Origin of the sequence: Sphingobacterium sp. 1.A.5 (assembly GCF_002734235.1) — a bacterium.
GTDB lineage: Bacteria > Bacteroidota > Bacteroidia > Sphingobacteriales > Sphingobacteriaceae > Sphingobacterium > Sphingobacterium daejeonense.
In genome coordinates, this window is the sequence record NZ_PEBA01000028.1 from 1 (window position 1) to 19,156 (window position 19,156).

Below are 19,156 nucleotides of genomic sequence, written 5' to 3' on the forward strand. Positions count from 1 at the left end.
GATCAGGGATGCCCAGGTCCGGCTCGACCGCGATACATCCACGAAAAAGTACCCCCAAAAGGTCAACGGGAACAAATCCTTCGGAAAATTAAAGGAAAACCTGATAGCCATCTTTTTCAAAAACAGGGAAAGGGAAATCCTCAGGGAGCTCACGGCCTATTTCCTCAAGGACACATTGCCCATTCGAAAGGGAAGATCGTTCCCAAGGCAGCTTAAGACCTCGAATAAAAAGTGCAAGCACAGGACCTACACAAACTACAAACCGGCATGATAAAACCCTTAACTTAATGACATTGCCCAGAGGGGTGCTACTATTATAGAAATGATTATAAAGCAACATTCAACCCTGTAGGGGTGCAACTATTATAGACAGGTGGAGACACGAGCCACGGCGCAAAAACCCCATCGGAGTAAAATGCCATAGGCATGAAATATCTCTTAAATGCCGTAGGCATGTAATATCTATAGAAATGAAAATCGCATCAAACACAAACGCCATAGGTGTGGCATGTTTGTTAAATCCCTGCTATAAAATTGTCAGCCAAGAAGGGTTGTTCTAACGCTTGCACAGCGCCTAAATAGTTTCTCTCGCTAAAGCGAGAGAATGACACACACCTTTTTTTTATAAGGGGCGATTTTGGGGGGAATGGAGTTGCGGCAAGCCGCAACTCCATTCCCCCCAAAATCGCCCATGTGTTCTCCCAACATGCGTGTTCATCCTTCATCACAAGCTCAGAAAACCGTTTTTATAATATTGACCTCAGACATTGTATTAAGTCTTCCGCCGCTATGGTTGGTGTCACCACCAACCAACTTTGTCACCAAAACAAAAGATATTCATGAGCTAAATAAAATATTTTATATTATAAATGCATACATTTTAATCATAAAGATTTTTTTATAATTTTAATGTATCATAAAATTAAATAATGAAAAACCTTTTTTTAATGAAAAACGCTATTCTTAACCAATTCATCTCAACACGAATCTGCGAATTAGAGATGCTATTAAGATTCACATTTTATTTTTTAATTATCGGTTTTTCATTACTTGTATCCGCCTGTAATAATCAAAATAAGGTCTTTAGATATGTTCAAACCATTCCCGATTCATTGAGAACATCAGAAGAAAAGATGGTTGCAAACCAATTAATCAAGGTTTTAATTGAAGATATAAAAGTGGAGAATAATAAGATTGTATTAAAATCTTCAAAGTCAGATTTCAAATCGAAAGGAATTCCAATTCAATATTTTAATAAATTGACAGACGATATTGATAACACAAACAAATACATGAATTCGAATAATGTGAATAATATTCAAGAATTAGTGGATTCATTAAAATCGAATTTAAGCAGAGAATTAAAAAATTAGAGCTCAAATACTAGTCTACTTTTCTAATAAAACCATAAACCTTGCCCTCAACAATCAAGGTAACCTCAATACTAAAATATAAAACCCCAGAGGGGGTGTAACTTTTCTAGAATGATTATTCAACGTCAATAAACCCTGTAGGGGTGCAACAATAAATCACAACAATCACTTGTTTCAAAACAAAAAATGACCTTTCCAGGCCACCTAATTTAAAACTATAAAATCTCTTATGTCTTTTGTCTAATGTCTAATCCCATTACACAAAAAAAGCCGCCCTTGGGCAGCTTTCAAATATCATTACGCGTTATCTTGATTTAAAGATTGCTTATAAATAGCCTTCTTAACTTGGATACGACGAGCAACGGATTTCTTCTCATAAGCTTGACGTGAACGTAATTCTCTTAATACGCCAGTTTTCTCGAATTTCTTCTTGAAACGTTTTAACGCTCTATCTAAAGATTCTCCTTCTTTTACATTAACAATAATCATAGCTTTTTGTATACCTCCTTTCGTCGTAAAAATTCTTGGTCTGCAAAGATACGTAAAGCAATAGGATTACACAAGCTATTATTAATATAATTTAAGGTCCGCAACTATCTGCTCCAACGGACGCTCATTAGAACACAGAACAGTCTGAATACCAAGCCTCCCCGCTCCTTCCAAATGCTGAGGACTGTCATCAAGAAATAGAGTTTCCTCTGCAACAAGGTTGTTTTGATCCAATACTCGTTCAAAAATCGCTGCATCAGGCTTCCTCAAACCCTCCAAATGCGAGTAATAGGTACGTTCAAAAAACTGATCGTTGTTAGGAACACCATACTGTTCTTTGATCGAATTCATACAATATGCATAATGAAGTTCGTTATTGTTACTACAGAGAAAAGAACGGTAATTGGCATTCAAGTTTTCCAGGATCTCATGCTTTCCTTCCGGTACCCCGATCAAAAGAGCATTCCAAGCTGTATCGATCTGATCATCGCTAAGGTCATATCGGTTGGCTTTCTTACGAACACCATCACGAAATTCAGGAACGCTGATCTCCCCTTTGTCAAAGGCATCGAACAAACTGTCCTGACCTTTATGTCCAAAAAAATCATCTGGGTTTTCAATCCCCAAATCTATAAATGCCTGACGCACTTTAGGAAAGTCAATCATAAAGATCACATTGCCATAATCCAGAATAACATTTTTAATTTTTTGCATATAAAAATTTTGTTTTCTCGTCTCAAATATCGATAATTGCATCGTCAAAACGGGAATAATTTCCTTTTTTAACAACAAAAAATAACCGCGCCTATAGCTCAGTCGGTTAGAGTAGAAGACTCATAATCTTTTGGTCCCTGGTTCGAGCCCAGGTGGGCGCACAAAACTAAAAGCCGTTCCGAAAATATCGGAATGGCTTTTTTAGTTTCTTAGGGCATTTTAGGGACATCTGTCCTACACCGAATCGGATATCCCGAAACGATGTGATTTAGGATCAAGCAGAATTCTTTGGGGGAAGATTAAAAATTTGGAGTTGCTACCTTAAGAGCGAGACAGATTTAAGGAGTAATTTTAAATTTGTAGAGATGCATAGAAAATTCGATGATTCGTTTAAGATAATGGCGATAGATCTGAGCGTTGTTAAGGGATCCGTAGCAGAGGTACCCAAGGAATTAGACATAGACCCCAGTTTATTGAGTAAGTGGCGTAGAAATCCACTTTATAATGAGAATAAGGTTTTACCTGACAATCCTAGGATTAGTCCAGAACAATAGGTGCAGAGGCTTTTACGTAAAAAGTTAAGAGATACAGAATTAGAACGTGATATATTAAAAAAGGCCAAAACCATCTTCTCCAGGGGAGACAGTCCATATACCGGTACATAAAGGAGAACCGAGAAGTATATTCCGTAGAGAAGATGTGCGAAGTATTGAACGTTAGTAGCAGTTGTTTTTACCGTTGGCTGGTTTGCCCGGAATCCCCCAAGGAACAACGAAATAAAAGCACTTGTGGATAAAATACAGCAGATATACAGCGACAGTAAGTATATCTATGGCAGTCCACGGATAACCGCAGAGCTGCACAAAAAGGGTGAAATGGTATCAAGAAGCTACGTTGCAAGATTGATGAAGAAACATGGGATACGAAATAAGGTTATGAAAAAATATATGTTGACCACAGATTCCGTCCATGGCTATGAGATAGTTGAAAATCTCCTCCAAAGAGATTTTTCAGCACCCAAACAGATTGAAGAGACGCTACTAGAAAAAGATAGATTGGCAGCTTAAAAAAATCTCCTACTTTAAGTTGCAATTCCAGCTGTTCGATGGTCATCAAGCAAAAATAACATTATAATGTATTCTATAGTCCGTCAAATCTCTGGAGGAACAAGAAAAGCCGAGTTTTTCTTTGTTTATTTGATCATTTTAAACTATTTTGAATAGTTTAAAATGATCTCAAATGGCCAAAAAATACTTACAGATCAAATCGATAATGACCTATTCTTGCCTATTCCCGGATAAACAACCCCAGGAAATTGAAGAGTATCTAAAAACTATTCCTACTATTAGGGCTATAGAATTTGTTTCCCATCTTGCCTTAACAAGAAATCAGCTTCTAAAAACCAATGATGAACTAAGTTTGTTAATGCCCATCCTATTTAGGCTTAACATAGATATACAACATATAGTAGTCGATTATTTACAAAGTATAAAAATTTCTGAATACTCATTTATAGATAGTCATGCTATGTTATTGCTAATGGAAAAATTGTTGATTTGTAACAACTCTTCTCAAGACGAATTAAGTAGGGATGATTACAGCAATATTATGTTGGCATATTGGATTTGTTGTGATGAAAGAGCCAGCAAGGTGGATAATGTAGATCGGATTGACTCTCCTGAATCTTTCCTAAGCGTATATGTTCCTGAACAGCTGATCTACAACGATATTATATACCCGAAAGATTACCGCACAGAATTTATTAAGTGTTTTAGTTTTATGTCTTTTTGTGCAGAAGACAGCATTTTTTTTGAATACTTGCAGATTTTTTCGTCAGAATATGGAATGACATGGCAAGAATATTTATTCATCAACTTTACCTTATATCTAAAAATGTCGACGAATGATTCCGGTGCGACACCGGTTGTGTACATAGATAATACCTACGTGTCGGCATTGAACTTTATGGCACCAATTTGTTGCGAATTGGGATCTTTTGTTTCGAGAACAGATTTTAGAGCTTTAAGGCAAACGCCTGTTTTAAAGGTTTCTAACAATCATTTTATAATATTGTCAGATAAGTTCTTTGTTGATAAGATCTTCAGTAGCTTATTATTTGATTTTGCTAAAATCTTATCCAAATATAAACAGAGAACTAATATTAGTGGCTTTCCAGACTTAAAACAATTGGTTGGCCAACGATTTACCGAACGGATATTATTCTGTGAAATCATGAATAGATGTTTCAGTAAGTATGCAGACGTGATGCTGTCTGGTGAGACATTGAAGTCCAAAATCTCAAATGGTGAACCGGATTATTATATCCGCAAGGGTTCCAGGGTGTTCATTTTTGAATTCAAGGACGTATTACTTAACACCGAGGTCAAGTATTCGAGGGACCTGTCTAAGATTCAAAATGAGGTATTGGAATTATTTGAGGAATCGACATTTGAAAAGAGAACTACCAAAAGTAAAAAGTCAAAACCTAAAGCGATTAAACAGCTTTTGAACGTGATTCGGGAAAAGCTACCCGTTATCCATAAGGAAATTGACAAAACTACTCTGAACAAGGTATATGTTTTTCCGGTAATCATCTACACAGATTCTAATTTCGATGTCGATGGTGTGAATTATATGTTAAACGAACGGTTTTTATCTTTACTCGGTCTTGCTGAGTTAAATTCTTGCTATGTAGTTAAGGATTTGGTCATGATAAACCTGAATAACCTTATTCAGTTAGAGGATTTGTTTTTCCATAATAAGTTAAATCTTAGTTCCTGTATCAATGATTATAGGTCTTTTAGATTGACCAATAAGAGTGATTCTGTAATTTCTTTTACAAAATTTCTAATGAGAAAATCAGAAAAGCAAAATTTTAAATATAAAAACACTAAGTGGTTCAATGATGCTTTGCAAGTGTTGAAAAACACTTCTTTTTAATCGTTTTTGAGTATTTTTATCATTCTATAAAAAAGATATGATAATGACTGTTTTTGGCTTATTAGGAATCCCATTCGTTACTGACCTATTAAAGGATGCTGGCACTTTGGGATATCAAAAGCTAAAGGATATAAACGAATTTCATAAATTTTTGGCAAGTTATGACATCGAAAAACCTAAGGATGAGGATAAATCTCTCTATATACACACTTTATTGCTCTTTGAAAGCAGAATCAATCAGAGTGATTTTTCCCATATTCTAATAAAAGACGCTTCTTTTTCTATTTTTAAAAATAGTTACATTCACAGTAAAGATAAAAATCCCTTCCTTTGGCACGTTAATAACGAATTGATGAAAAGCCAAGATGGTAGAACTGACACATCTTGGAATGAACTAATAGTACAAAAAATACTGGAAGACTTTTTTGCTACTTATGATATTCTGGTTAGGCAGGTGGCGACTCCCGTTCAGAGTGAAATGCTTAACTCTATAGCTGATTTGAAAGAACAGTCCCATCAGCAAACTACAGTGATTTTAGAAAGGATTCAGGCTCTTAATGATGACAGCCCAATAGTAAAGGAACAAATTAAATATGCTAATGCATTTATTGAAAATAAGCAGTTTACTTTAGCTCTTGATTCGCTCCTTATATTAGAAAATAATTTTCACTCTATCAGATCTACGGATCACAAATCAACAGTCTTGACCAATATTGGGCATTCTTATTTTGAACTTGGTAAACAAGACGAGGCTCATAGTTATTTCAAGAAAGCATATGAGATTAACACAGAAAATTATGCTGCTTTATGTAATTACTCCCAAGTTCTCCTACATCAAAATGATTATATCAAAGCAAATCAACTAATTGAGAAAGCAATTCAGTTGTTTGGTGAGAAAAATCCAGAGATTTGGGAGGTATACATCATTATTAAGAAACAATCGCTTGCCATAGACGAAATCTTAAAAATGGTGCCAAAAGAATTTACGGATGAACCCAAAGTTAAAAGAGCTATCTCTCTTGCTTATAGAGATCAAAATCATTTCAAAGATTATTATCGCACCGTTAAAGAGGTTTTTGAAGTTGCTTCTGACACAGAGATTATTAAAATCACCTATATCGAGTGTGTGATTCATAGGTATCAATCGGATTACAGAATATTCAATATTCGAAGTATTAACAAAGAGCTAACAGAGGAAATAGAATGTCATTTAAAATTGATCCTCGATTTGTTGGCGTCTGAAAAAGAAGCTACTAAAAGTAAGCTTTTTTTACAACAAGCAAGAATTATTCTGCTCTACCTTCTTCGTAAAGAACAGGATGCTATAAATATTCTTAAAGAATTAGAGTCTGAGTACTCTCTTGAATACCAAAAACTGTATCGGCTTAAGGCGATGATACATTTTATCTTGAAGGATTTTAATGGTGCGCTTGCCACTCTTGACCAGTATTTCTTAATGTTCAATGAGGTTGAAGACAATCTCATGCTTATTGAAATCAGCTCACAAGCTAATAGAGTTGGTAAATTAGAAGATTATTACGAAAAGCTAATATCAAGGGAGGGAAACGTCTTTTTAAACCAAGCTACTAACTTTATTGTAGATCGATATATTAAAAACGAAGATACTGAGAAATTGACCTATTGGCAATCTAAAATCAAGGAATATATAGGGTTAGACTTTAGACTTATTGAGGCAAGAATTTTACTTCATTTGCAGTCCCCAGATCTTCCGGATTTACTATCAGAATGCTATGAACAAATCAATGATGAAACCAGATTTAGTTTGATTTATCAATTGTCGGAATTATACGAGGAAACTAACTATTTTGAAAAGGGGGTAGAGCTACTGGAAAAACGCATCATCACCTTTGATTATGATACCATAACCGATAATTTGATAAGGTTAATTGAAAAGAGCGGTGATTCATTTAAATTGATAGAATTATTGGGTAGACTAAGAGACAGTCGAGGGATACACCCCAAGTATACTATAATGGAATGTAACGTGTATTCTTCAAATTATCAATATGAGAAGGCTATTTCTATAGCTGAACAATATTTAGCTGTTTATCCTGAACGGATTGATATTAATGTTTTTATAATTTCATTGTATTTCAAAACACAAAACTTTGAGCAGCTTGATCGATATCTAAATTCTAAATTAGATTATGAATTATTAAATTTTGACGACTTCAACAATTACTTAGCAATTTTAGCCTATCGAGGCCGGATGACAGACTGCATTGATATCTTATACGAATATCATAGGAAGTATAATAATCCCAAATCAAACGATTTATATTTAACATTCTGCCTAAAATTTGATGTATTTTCTCATCTTCCCACACCTACTTTAATTTCAGAAGGTACGTATGTAGTACTCTATGATGGCATTCGGGAAAGAATGGATCTATTATTTGAAAACCGTAGTGTTTCGGATTTAATTCGGTCTAAAAGCGAGGTTTCAATTGATGAGGAATTATACAAACTTTTAGCAGGTAAACAAGTAGGATTTGAACTGGTATTGCCAAATGGTTTTATGGAAAAAAAGTGGGCTGTAGAGTCTATAAGTAATAAGTATCTCCAGCAGTTCAAACAATGTCAAGCTGATGCAAGTGGCATTTTCAAAAGAGAAGGAGCCGTAAAGGCATTTCACATAGACGATCTTGTCAATTTTATCAAAGCCGCAGGTTTGGAACAAAAAAGTCAAGATAGCCCATTTGATATTGCACTCTCTTACTATACCAGGGCGGAAGTAGGGTTAGGACTTCTTTCTGAGGCATTAAATGAAAATCCTATCAAAATACGGGACATTATAAGACAAAAGGGACATAAACTGATAGCCTCTCATGGATTTTTTAAAGAGTCTATTTTGTCAGAAGAAATTGATTTTAAGAATGATATAGTTCTTGATATATGTGGGGTACTTACATTATTCGATTTGAATTTGTTAGAAATTGTAAGTTCAGAATTCGATAAGTTAACAATAACACATACCACTTATGACTTGATTTATGAACATTTACAACAAAACATATACAACATAACGGATGGTGAAACTCTAAATAATTCACCACTGTTAGAAGCTGTAAATAAATACCTTACGATAGAAAGTCCTAATACTTTAAAACTTAATAAGAATGAAAAAGAAAGATTGTATAAGGAATTTGGAAGATCATTTTATGATTCTGCGTTGTTAGCTCAAGAAAAAGAAGCTGTGTTGTTGTCTGATGATCTTGTTTTTAGAAAACAAACAACAAGATTGATGAATAGTGTGGAATTAGTTTGGATAATACCTCTGCTAAAACACTTAAAAGAAGATAAAGCTATTGAAGATGAAATCTATCATGACTGTTTAATTAAACTCATCGAACAGAAATATAGTTTTATATCCATCAATGAACATACTTTGTTACATTGTTTAAAATGTGACGGATATATAGTTACGGACAGGTTCATAGCCTTAACTAAAATGTTGTCTGGTATAGTCTCTACTACTGAAAGCGCTACACATACGATGTTCAAGTTTTTTCATTTATTAATAATATTACGCAATTTGATACCTGAGGAACTTGTAAGTATCTCTATGGTTGTATTGTGTTCATTATCAACAGAAAGAAATTTAAATGAAGTTATAGATAGTTATGAGACAATTATGGAAAAATATAATGGAATCCCACACTTATATAAATTTTTAAAATTAATGTTGTTTAAATTTCGTCGATTGTATAATTTTTGATCAGTTCCAATAAGACCTTAATATTTACTGGCACAAACAGTATCGGATGTTTAGAAAAAGGCATATTAAATTTAAATCGTCATACCTCAAATTATTTTCTAAAAAAAAACGTTACAAATGTGTTACGAAGCAAAATTTTATGGTTCCAAAAATAGTTCAAATATTGCTTCTGCAAGTCATAAACGACGATTTTGCACCATGTAAAAAGGTACAGGCCGAAAGACTCATAATCTTTTGGTCCCTGGTTCGAGCCCAGGTGGGCGCACTGAAAATACCCTGAAAGTTTTCACTTTCAGGGTATTTTTTTAGCAATGTATTTATATAATCCGCGGTGGAATTGACCAATTTTCAATAATCTTGATCTAAAATTTATTCAATCTATAATTCCGTGCTCCAAATAACAGATTGCTTTACCAATTACAATCTTTTTTGCCTGATCAATGAGCCATGAATCACCACAAAATATGGTATGATCGTCAATGGTTAAAATAGGTTTATAATAAGTTCTATTATTCTGTTGATCAAATTCACTTTTAGAATCCTCTTTAAATATTGGAGAAAAGTTAATTCTAATTCTACAATTCGAATCTAGAAAATTATAAATTCTATCCAATGGCTTATAAGTTGACATTTTACTGTAACTACTATTACAATAATCCAAAAAAGTATTTGGGTAAAGTGATTTAAATTCTTTTAAAGTCATTTTAATTTATTTTTTCTTGTCAATGTTTATCAATCAACGATTATTTACCATCACATCGTTTTTAAATTTCGTTAAAATAACACAAAAATCAAATACAGAAAGTAGATATGATTTTGTATTAAGAATTATAACTAAACAAACAACTTTCTCCTCAAACAAGCCCTTCCAAGCTATCGGAACGACTTTTATTTCCAAGCAATTGTACTCTCGCAACCCCCTACCCAATCTTCAAAACCTCTTGCTAGAATACATTATTAAAAGTTTCCATTTGCATAATGAATTAACTTAAATTTTAAATAAATCCAGCAATTCTATTCAACCAATACAAATTATTTCCTTATTTTTAATAGTACAGCATTTTTACTGATCAGATAACCAATTCTTATAAAAACCTTTATTATGAAAGTACTTGTCTTAAATTTCTTAATTATCCTGTTAATTCCCATTTATGGATGTGCGCAAAATGTGACCAAAGCAAATGATAAGAATTTAAACTTAGATTTTGAAAATATTCAAAATGGTTATCCAACAGGTTGGACGGAATTTGGAGAGGGCGATTATAAAGTCTATATAGATTCCAGTCAGGTTAAAATGGGCAAAAATTCTGTTGTTATGGAGAGTACGGAGGGAAATAATGTTTTTAAAGCACTAGAGTTCAAGGTACCCAATAATTACCAGGGCAAAAGCATTCTTCTGAAAGGGAGCATCAAGACTGAAGATGTCAAAGATGGATATGCAGGGCTATGGATGCGTATTGACCCCCAGATTGCATTTGACAACATGGGTAATCGAGGTGTAAAAGGCACTACGGATTGGCAGGATTTTGAAATTAAATTGCCATTAAAACCTGAGAAAACACAAAACATAGTATTTGGAGGTATTTTAGTTGGAAAAGGTAAAATGTGGTTGGATAATTTACAGATTTCAATCGATGGAAAAATTTTAGGAAAAGATGAAATCGATATCTATGAAAGAGAATTATTTCCAGCAGATAAAGATAAAGAGTTTGACAATGGATCAAACATTACCTTCCCAAAAATGACAGGTGAATCGGTTAGTAATCTTGAACTTTTGGGAAAAATTTGGGGATTTATGAAATATCATCACCCTGAAATAGCGAAAGGTAATTACAATTGGGATTATGAGTTATTCAGAGTCTTACCTCAGTTTTTGAATGCAAATAATAATCAAGGCCGAGATCAGGTTATAAAAACATGGATTGAAAAATATGGAAAAATACCAACTTGTACCAACTGCAAACCAAGTCCAGAATCTGCTGTATTAAAACCTGATCTGTCATGGATTCAAAATTCAAACCTATCTTCAGAAGTGAAAGTTTTGCTAAATGATATTTATAACAATAGAAATCAAAATGAAAATTACTACATCAAACTTCATCCAAATATAAGCAACCCTGACTTCACGAATGAAAAGGCGTACAGCAATATGCCCTACCCTGACGCAGGATTTAGGTTATTGGCTCTGTACAAATATTGGAATATGATGAACTACTTTAACCCAAACAAACATTTGACAGAAAAAGATTGGGATAAGGTGCTAAAGGAATATATTCCAGGGTTTCTGAATGCCAAAAATGAGTTGGAATACGAATTGGTGGCGTTACAGATAATTGCAGATGTTAAGGATTCGCATGCTAAATTAGCTTCTGGCGGTGATAAGATCCAAGAATTACGAGGTAAGAATTTTGCTCCTTTCAAAGCAGAGTTTATCGAAGATAAATTAGTCGTTGTGGATTATTATAATCCAGAATATGCAGATCAGACAAAATTAAAGGTTGGCGATTATATTACCCATATCAATGGAAAGAAGGTAGAATCTATCGTTGACAGCTTAGAAATATACTATCCATCCTCTAATTCTTCTGCCATGCTAAGGGATATCTCAGCAGACATTTTAAGGTCGACTGACAGTTCCATGAAATTAAGGTATGTTTCCGACAGAAAAAATCAAGAACATGAAATTCCATTATTTGAAAGAGGAAAACTTAAAATGTACTATATGTACAAGGTTAATAATGATGAAAAATCTTATAAGATAATGGACGGTAATATTGGATATATTACATTGGCAAACATCAAAAATGAAGATTTCTATATGATCAAAAATACTTTGAAGGATACAAAGGGTATCATCATAGATATCAGAAATTACCCTTCGAGTTTTGCTCCTTTTGCTTTGGGATCATTTTTCATGTCAAAACCTACAACATTCGTAAAATTTACCTTCCCAAATCCTAAAAACCCTGGTGAATTTACATTTTCAAATCCTGTTACCATCCAACATAACCCTTTGTATTACAAAGGTAAATTGGTGGTTTTGGTCAATGAGAAATCTCAGAGTCAAGCAGAATATACCGCAATGGCATTTAAGGCTGTGAACAATTCCAAGATCGTGGGAAGTACCACTGCCGGAGCTGATGGCAATGTTTCTGAAATCCTTTTACCCGGAGGATTGAGAACATTTATTTCCGGACTTGGGGTTTATTACCCTGACGGAACTGAAACCCAAAGAATAGGCGTTGTTCCTGATGTAGTCGTTAAACCAACAATTGAAGGAATTAAAGCAAATAGAGATGAGGTACTGGAAAAAGCAATCGAGTTGATAAATAACTAAGTAAAAAGCCAACTTTTAACTCTAAAAGTTGGCTTTTTCATAATATCAAAATCCCTTGATCTATTTCTTCAATTTCTGTAGTTTAACTTTTGCTTCAGGGATAATATCATCATCTGCCTCATAATTTTCGATTACACTTTCCAAGGTACTTTTCGCCTGAACAGCATTCCCTTTGCGAGCATAAGTATCAGCAAGCAAGATAAAACTCTTGGCTACCCAGTAATCATTTGAATCCATATTTTCGATAACGTCAAAAGCAGACTTCTCAGCTTTGTCGTACTCTTTGTTTTTATACTGCTGTAGTGCGACAAGGTATCTTGCCTCAGCACTTGCTGCAGATTTGCTTTTCAATGCAGCTAGGTTCAACTCTTTCAAAGTAGATTCCTTATCTCCTTGCTGTTGCTTTGCCTTAGCAGTATACAAATGAGCAGTCGCAATCTCAGCCTCAGTTGCTCCTTGATATTCCTTGACCAATTGCGCATATTGCTCCATCATCTCATAATCACCGAGTTCGTAATAACAGATCATTAGATTCGTAACCGCGAAACCATAATTATCTTTGTAATCCGAATTTAGCTCAAGCTTTTTCAAGTGAACGATTGCTTCGTTATATTGCTTTAAGTTCAGATACAATGTAGCTACCGTCATTAAGGTATTTTCAGTATACTCACTGGTCCAGTCGTTCAGGATGATATTCAAGTCATGTAAAGCTTCCTCGGGATGGCCAGTATGATATAAACTGACTCCACGGATATAACGAGCATGTTTTTCCTGCCTTGGTTTCGGAAATTTATCAAAATATGCATTGATAGCCTCTACTGCGGGACCATATTGCTTTCTAGCAAACAAGGTACGCCCAGCTTGAAATGCCAGGTTGTCCTGCTCTCCAACGCTCAAGTCGGTAATATTGGTTCCGGTTGCATATTGGATGTAGCCTGTTGCATCTCCTTGATCCAAATAGATGTTTTCAATAGAAAGCAATGCTTGCGAAGCTTCACTAGTTTTAGAATAATCTTTTACCACTTTCTGGAAGGTTGCCAATGCAGCCTCATTGTCATCCTTGTTGTACTGTACCAGTCCGATAGTCACCAATGCCCGAGGCACATAACTACTACGAGGGTACTGTTCAACCATTCTTTGCAAACCTTCTATTGCAGTATCGTAATCACCTTCAGTGAAGTAGATATACGGTATTTCAAATGCTACATCATCAGCATAGTTCGAACTAGGGTATTTTTCAACTACCGACTTCAGCGTATTGAGTTTCGCTTGATTATCCCCTTGCAAACCTTGAATTATACCATGCTGGAACAAAGCATAATCCTGATTAGGAGCATTGTTGGCAATCAGCTGATCATAGTATTCATTTGCACGGCTATAATTTCGCGTAGAAAGGTAGGAATCCCCTAACCTAGCGATCACATCATAACGTACACTTTCGTCTAAAGTACCTTTCTCCGCTGCTAAGAAACGCTCAAAATATTGTGCTGCTACAGCATATCTATTAATACGGAATGCAGCATACGCCAAAGCGTAGTTTGCATAATTGTAAACACTTGTAGTTTTAGCTTCCGGTAACTGAAGAAACTTGGAAAAATTATCAACCGCTTCCGAGTACTTGCGGACTTCATACATTGCTTCTGCTTTCCAATAGGTTGCTAAAGCTGCCATGGTCTTATCGTAAGGGAATTTTTCAGAACGCATGAACATTGAGATACTGTTCTCAAAAGCACGTTCATTATAAAATTCCATTCCGCGGTAATAAGTTAATTTTTGATATACCTCATCAGCTTTCTGTTCTCTATTTTGGAAAGATTCCAAGAGATAAACTGCTGCTTGGAAATTACTGGAACCCGACAGGACCTGAGCCATACGAGTTTCAGTGCTCTCTGCATTTTTTGAATTTGGATCTAGATCAGCATATTTCATTGAAATAAATTGCTGCAGAGGATTCAAAGAAACTTCAATCGAATCCAGTTCATATAATGATTTGGCGTAATTATAAAGTGCATCTGCCTTTAAGTCCTGATCATAATTCATTTCTGATGCTTTATTAAAAGCATCACGTGCACCTTGTTTATCGCCATTTTCCTGAGCAATATATCCTAATGCTATCATTGAGCTTTGATAGAAAGCATCACCGGGAGCAACCTTTTTCAAAATAGAAGCCGCCCGCTCAAATTCGCGTCCGCGATATGCTATAATACCAATCCTGTTATTGTCTATATTGTCGCGTGAAGAATTTGGATATTTCTCGGGTAGTGGACTATGATAAGGTTCTTTGTATTTATTTCTGGAAAAATACATGCCGGCAGCAATCTTACGAAGCTCAATCTCCAATGATTTCCGATCGATGTTCATATCTGGACTACGGCGAATCTTAACCGCATCGGCAAGCATCGGACGGTAATCCCTGACAATCTCAATGGAATCCATTTCCTGAGGATTGAATCTGTTCGTTAATTCATTCGCTGGCTTCTCACCTTGCTGTTTTTCCCCTTCCTGCGCATATCCCGCCAACAGCACAACTGAAAACACTCCAGTAAGAATAGGTTTTAAATAATTATTGCTGATCCTTTGTTTCAGTATCATTTTTCGTCTGTATTTCTGAGATTTTCTAATAGTTTAACATGGATAAGAAAACCTGTCAAATAACAACTCTTATCCAATAAGTGAAACCCAAATCTAAAAAAATTCCACTCATCATTAAGGGAATTCTTAGCAAAAAGTCAGCCAAGGAATAAATATTTAGAATTTAATAAGATACAATCAGCAAAGCCGCAGTTTTACTAGTCGATTAATTCAAGTTCCTTTAATCTTTCCAAAATCAGAATATCAACGGCAGAGGTTCTAAAGCGGTCAGCATAAGTTATATATTCAAATGAATGGATCTCACTTGAAGCTATCGGAATACCTTCGAATTCAGAAAAATAACATAACATTTGAACAGTAATACTATCATGATGTCCGTCTGCTTGGGCTTCAAATTTTCCAAAAAACTTAACGGTATTTTCTAAAATTTGAATATTCAATTCTTCCAAAAGCTCTCTTTTCAAACATTCCAAATCTGATTCCCCTAATTCTCTTTTCCCGCCAGGAAAATATAATTTGTTCTTATTCTTTGAAAGAGTACTGAGGACCTTCTTTTCAGATAAATGAATTAAAGCTACTTTATCAATAATTTTGGGAGCCATAAGTATGATTGGTTAATCTTCTGTGATAGTTAATCTGTCCTAGGTGATAATTAAGGTGAGTTGCCAAATGAACCAAGAAAAAGGAAACAGTAGTTCTTCGCTCAAATACTTCGATCGGATATTCTTTTTCCAGATCTTCAACAGAAATTTTATCTAAAGTATTTAAAACAACCTGTTTTGTACTTTCGATTTTATTTAAGAGTTCTGACTTAGGAACGTTTTTCAAACTGAATTCTGCATCTCTATCTCTAATATAGCCAGATTTACCCAATTCACCGCCAATGTAAGTATTCAAATTCCCTATCAGATGAAGACATAAATTCCCTGCTGAGTTGGCAATAGTACCTTCTATAATCCATAATTTTTCTTCATCAGTATAAGATTCAATTTCAGTTCTGAGCTTATTTAAATCTCGTTCAAAAATAGTTAAAAGGGTACTGATCAATGTTGGATTCGACATAGATTAAAGAAAATGGTTGATATGAAATTAGATAAATTTTCGGGAAATTCCTCGTAGATTATAAATTTGTTGGCAACCTGATACTCACAATCACTGCAAGAATTAATAGATCATTTTTATCTGCACATTCTTTCTTCCATCCTTTTCAACAAACTGGTTGAAAGCTAGCTTCGACCCATCTCTTGAAAAAACAGGTACACCCAGCAAAGGCAAATCATCAGACCCAAAATCAGTTATTTTATCTGCTTTCAAAGACTTCAAATCAAATAAATAGACATTATTGTTGGAGATAAATGTAATCTTCCCACCTTTAGGATCGATGTTAATGGGTGATGAAATCGAAAAGTCAAGGTTCGATATATTCTTGAGTTCACCGGTTTTCACTTCACATCGGGCAATCTGATTGAATCCATTCTTATCCTTTGCCAGAGCATAAACAAATTTGCCATCAGGACTTGACCGCAACCAATGTCTTAAGTCTGAAAGCCCATTCTCAGAATGACTCAATCTTTTGGAAACAATTCCTTTCGGTACCCTGATTTTCTCACCTTCATTACCAATAGCTTCCTTATCTTGAAGCATCTTCTGAGGGACAATATCAACTAAAAAGATCTCAACCACATCTTCCCCATCTTTATTTTTTGTTGTACCCTGAAATACGATACTAGGATTAGGATCATCACCTATATTTCCTAACCAACATTCATCAAATGCTTTAGAAAATTGGTCAGAACCAGGTTCAGGCTCCGTTATAACATCTGCAATAATGGCAGAATAATACTTGCCTTGGATATTACCTGCTGCGCTATCGACAAAGATTTCTTTATCAGGTTGAACCATTACACCCACAGTCCTTAATTCAGGACTCACAAATTCATCATTATAGGTAAAGCTGATCATTTTTCCATTTGGGCTCCAGCAATGTGAATGTGACCCGCCACGAAGAGTACCCGCTTGATAAGGCGAGGTAACATCCCTAGAATCGGCCGGAATTCCTTTTAGTGGACTTGATAGATCAACCATCATTCCGAATCTACGGGTCATACCATAAGGCATACCTTTATGTGCATCCAAAAGACCATGAATAAAAATTACACGATTTTCCGAAGGATGAAATGAAACCGCCCCAACCCCTGGACCATAAACAGTTTGGTCTGTAGTTAGATAGATTATCTTTTCTTCTTTAGTCTTAACATTTACAATTCCAATTTCTCCCGTTTCACCAATTTTTGTTTCATCATTTCTAGTATCAAATACGATCCACTCATCAGTAGCATTAAATGAGCCATTATGATGGAGCATATGGCCTTTATCGGAGGAGGTTAGAGTTTTTATTCTTTGCATAGTAGTATTCTTCGGATTGCATCCAAATATGGCAGTAAGGACTAGTAAATATAAAGGTTTACGGAAGTACACGAGATTCATTAATTTCTAAATAACAATTATTATTATACCCAAAATTCCTATCAGCATACACAAGGGCGAGTAATATTTTGTATCATTTTTACCAAATTTTGTATTTCTGTATTTCTTAAAAAATCCTACATACCTGAAATCGCCAATTGCACGTACCAGGAAAATTACTATTATCGCCCATATTCCATATTTTCTCAGAATATCTAACCATGGTGGTAGATCAAGGTCTATTAAATTCAAAAATACAATCAAGCCAAAAACAAACAATCCCAATGCTACAGTGAATGTAGGAATAGGTCCAGGCATGACTGGTTTTATAGAATCGTCCTTTGTAGGGAAGACAGCACTGCTGCCCCATCTCCCTCCGAATCCCCAGTACACATGTATTGCTGTAAGAAATAAGAATATCAGGATAAGAAGAATTGAAGAAAATATAAACAGAAAGTACATGATATCATTTTTAGAAACTAAACAACAAAAGCAGATTATGGTTAAGGATTATATCTAATTTATCAATTAATTTTTAATTCCCTTCTTTTTTTAGGGATTGACCTATCTGCTTTTTATCGGATCTTGTTCCACTCTCCTTCCACTCTCGTTCCACTCTCAGTATTCTTTCGTTCGGACCTCGTTCGGACCTTGTTCGGGTGTATTCCGAAGAAGCTCCGAACGAGGTCCGAACAAGGTGCGAACAAGAGACGAAGGAGAGTGGAAGAAGGTAGGAAGGAGAAAGGTTTTAGATATGAGATGTGAGATGTGAAATATTGAATTAGATATGAGATATGAGATGTGAGATTTGAGATATTAAATTTGATAAAATATTTCGCTATAATAGTTACACCCCTCTGGGGTTACATGAGCGGATAACAATATCAGCTAGAATAATGACACCCTTACAGGGTTATTTGGTTTGAAAGTTAGCTCCATTATATGGCAGGTGGAGACACCTGCTTCGGTAACCCACCCCATCGGGGTTAAATGTCGAAGACATGAAATATATCTTAAATGCCGTAGGTATGTCATACCTATAGCGTTGATTATCGCATCAAAAACCAGCGCCATCGGTGTGGCATGTTTGTTTAGCGGATGCAACATAACCAGCACAGCTACCTTAAGTAATGGTTGGTGGGGACACCAACCATGGCGCGAAGTATGGTGCCAGCTGGAGACATCTGCCACAACGCGCCCACCCCATCGGGCAATGTCATTAAGTTAAGAAAAAAAGAAGGCCATAAATCACGTAAATGTTTAATTTTGAATTCACTACTAAACAAATCTAAACAACCGCGTTTATGGCCGATGTAAAAATAGCACTTAAAATCGTCTCAGACCTAAAAAATTTTATTTCTATCTGTTTAACAGACCCTCTGCTGCTCAATCTTTTCAGGAATTCCAAAACCCATTTCACCCGGGACCGGAAGCTCAATTTCGAGAGATTGGTCCTGCTGATCGCCAAGATGTGCAAGCGGACCCTCTCTGTCGAACTGGAAGGTT

16 protein-coding genes and 1 tRNA gene are annotated in these 19,156 nt (G+C 35.2%); 9 read left to right on the forward strand and 8 right to left on the reverse strand.

Going from position 1 to position 19,156, the window contains the following annotated elements:
• Window positions 1–271 (forward strand): hypothetical protein (locus CRT24_RS20900; protein ID WP_218962583.1); only part of this gene is annotated, 271 nt, incomplete at its 5' end.
• Window positions 272–947: 676 nt separating this feature from the next.
• Window positions 948–1,373: a hypothetical protein gene (locus CRT24_RS12360; protein ID WP_144034579.1), complete on the forward strand. Its 426-nt coding sequence runs from the start codon at window positions 948–950 to the stop codon at window positions 1,371–1,373.
• 297 nt (window positions 1,374–1,670) lie between these two features.
• Here CRT24_RS12360 and rpsU read toward each other — a convergent pair whose 3' ends face one another.
• Both rpsU and CRT24_RS12370 read right to left on the reverse strand, forming a co-directional pair.
• Complete coding sequence (rpsU, locus tag CRT24_RS12365) at window positions 1,671–1,862, reverse strand: 30S ribosomal protein S21 (RefSeq protein WP_093097788.1); 192 nt, start codon at window positions 1,860–1,862, stop codon at window positions 1,671–1,673.
• Between the two features lie 81 nt (window positions 1,863–1,943).
• Window positions 1,944–2,576, reverse strand: a complete 633-nt coding sequence (locus CRT24_RS12370; protein ID WP_257214036.1) for an HAD family phosphatase — start codon at window positions 2,574–2,576, stop codon at window positions 1,944–1,946.
• 87 nt (window positions 2,577–2,663) lie between these two features.
• On the opposite strand from CRT24_RS12370, the gene CRT24_RS12375 reads away from it, so the two are divergent.
• The 5 genes from CRT24_RS12375 (at window position 2,664) to CRT24_RS12395 (ending at window position 9,255) form a co-directional block, all read left to right on the forward strand.
• Window positions 2,664–2,737, forward strand: a tRNA-Ile gene (locus tag CRT24_RS12375).
• Between the two features lie 204 nt (window positions 2,738–2,941).
• Window positions 2,942–3,130, forward strand: coding sequence for a transposase (locus CRT24_RS12380; RefSeq protein WP_099371549.1), 189 nt, complete (start codon window positions 2,942–2,944; stop codon window positions 3,128–3,130).
• Window positions 3,131–3,364: 234 nt separating this feature from the next.
• Complete coding sequence (locus CRT24_RS12385) at window positions 3,365–3,643, forward strand: IS3 family transposase (protein WP_171017669.1); 279 nt, start codon at window positions 3,365–3,367, stop codon at window positions 3,641–3,643.
• Between the two features lie 172 nt (window positions 3,644–3,815).
• A complete protein-coding gene (locus CRT24_RS12390; protein WP_099371551.1) occupies window positions 3,816–5,516 on the forward strand; it encodes a hypothetical protein in 1,701 nt (566 codons plus the stop codon).
• Window positions 5,517–5,559: 43 nt separating this feature from the next.
• Complete coding sequence (locus tag CRT24_RS12395) at window positions 5,560–9,255, forward strand: tetratricopeptide repeat protein (protein WP_180269129.1); 3,696 nt, start codon at window positions 5,560–5,562, stop codon at window positions 9,253–9,255.
• 373 nt (window positions 9,256–9,628) lie between these two features.
• Here CRT24_RS12395 and CRT24_RS12405 read toward each other — a convergent pair whose 3' ends face one another.
• Window positions 9,629–9,958, reverse strand: a complete 330-nt coding sequence (locus CRT24_RS12405; RefSeq protein ID WP_138092045.1) for a hypothetical protein — start codon at window positions 9,956–9,958, stop codon at window positions 9,629–9,631.
• A gap of 399 nt (window positions 9,959–10,357) precedes the next feature.
• Here CRT24_RS12405 and CRT24_RS12410 point away from each other — a divergent pair, with 399 nt between their 5' ends.
• On the forward strand, window positions 10,358–12,592 hold the full coding sequence (locus CRT24_RS12410) for a S41 family peptidase (RefSeq protein ID WP_099371554.1): 2,235 nt from the start codon (window positions 10,358–10,360) through the stop codon (window positions 12,590–12,592).
• Window positions 12,593–12,652: 60 nt separating this feature from the next.
• Here CRT24_RS12410 and CRT24_RS12415 read toward each other — a convergent pair whose 3' ends face one another.
• From CRT24_RS12415 to CRT24_RS12435, 5 genes are all read right to left on the reverse strand, one after another.
• Window positions 12,653–15,184, reverse strand: a complete 2,532-nt coding sequence (locus CRT24_RS12415; RefSeq protein ID WP_099371555.1) for a tetratricopeptide repeat protein — start codon at window positions 15,182–15,184, stop codon at window positions 12,653–12,655.
• Between the two features lie 197 nt (window positions 15,185–15,381).
• A complete protein-coding gene (locus CRT24_RS12420) occupies window positions 15,382–15,786 on the reverse strand; it encodes an NUDIX domain-containing protein (RefSeq protein ID WP_218962625.1) in 405 nt (134 codons plus the stop codon).
• Entirely contained in the window at window positions 15,767–16,246 is a 480-nt protein-coding gene (locus CRT24_RS12425) for a DUF1572 family protein (protein ID WP_099371556.1), read from the reverse strand. The genes CRT24_RS12420 and CRT24_RS12425 overlap by 20 nt, the downstream gene beginning before the upstream one ends.
• 102 nt (window positions 16,247–16,348) lie before the next feature.
• Window positions 16,349–17,590, reverse strand: coding sequence for a DUF3748 domain-containing protein (locus tag CRT24_RS12430; RefSeq protein ID WP_099371557.1), 1,242 nt, complete (start codon window positions 17,588–17,590; stop codon window positions 16,349–16,351).
• Window positions 17,591–17,677: 87 nt separating this feature from the next.
• Window positions 17,678–18,112 carry a DUF3995 domain-containing protein gene (locus CRT24_RS12435; protein WP_099371558.1) on the reverse strand — a complete coding sequence of 145 codons (435 nt, stop codon included), beginning with the start codon at window positions 18,110–18,112 and terminating at the stop codon, window positions 17,678–17,680.
• An 842-nt stretch (window positions 18,113–18,954) separates the two neighbouring features.
• On the opposite strand from CRT24_RS12435, the gene CRT24_RS21055 reads away from it, so the two are divergent.
• On the forward strand, window positions 18,955–19,156 hold a 202-nt coding region (locus CRT24_RS21055; RefSeq protein ID WP_218962627.1), incomplete at its 3' end, for a hypothetical protein.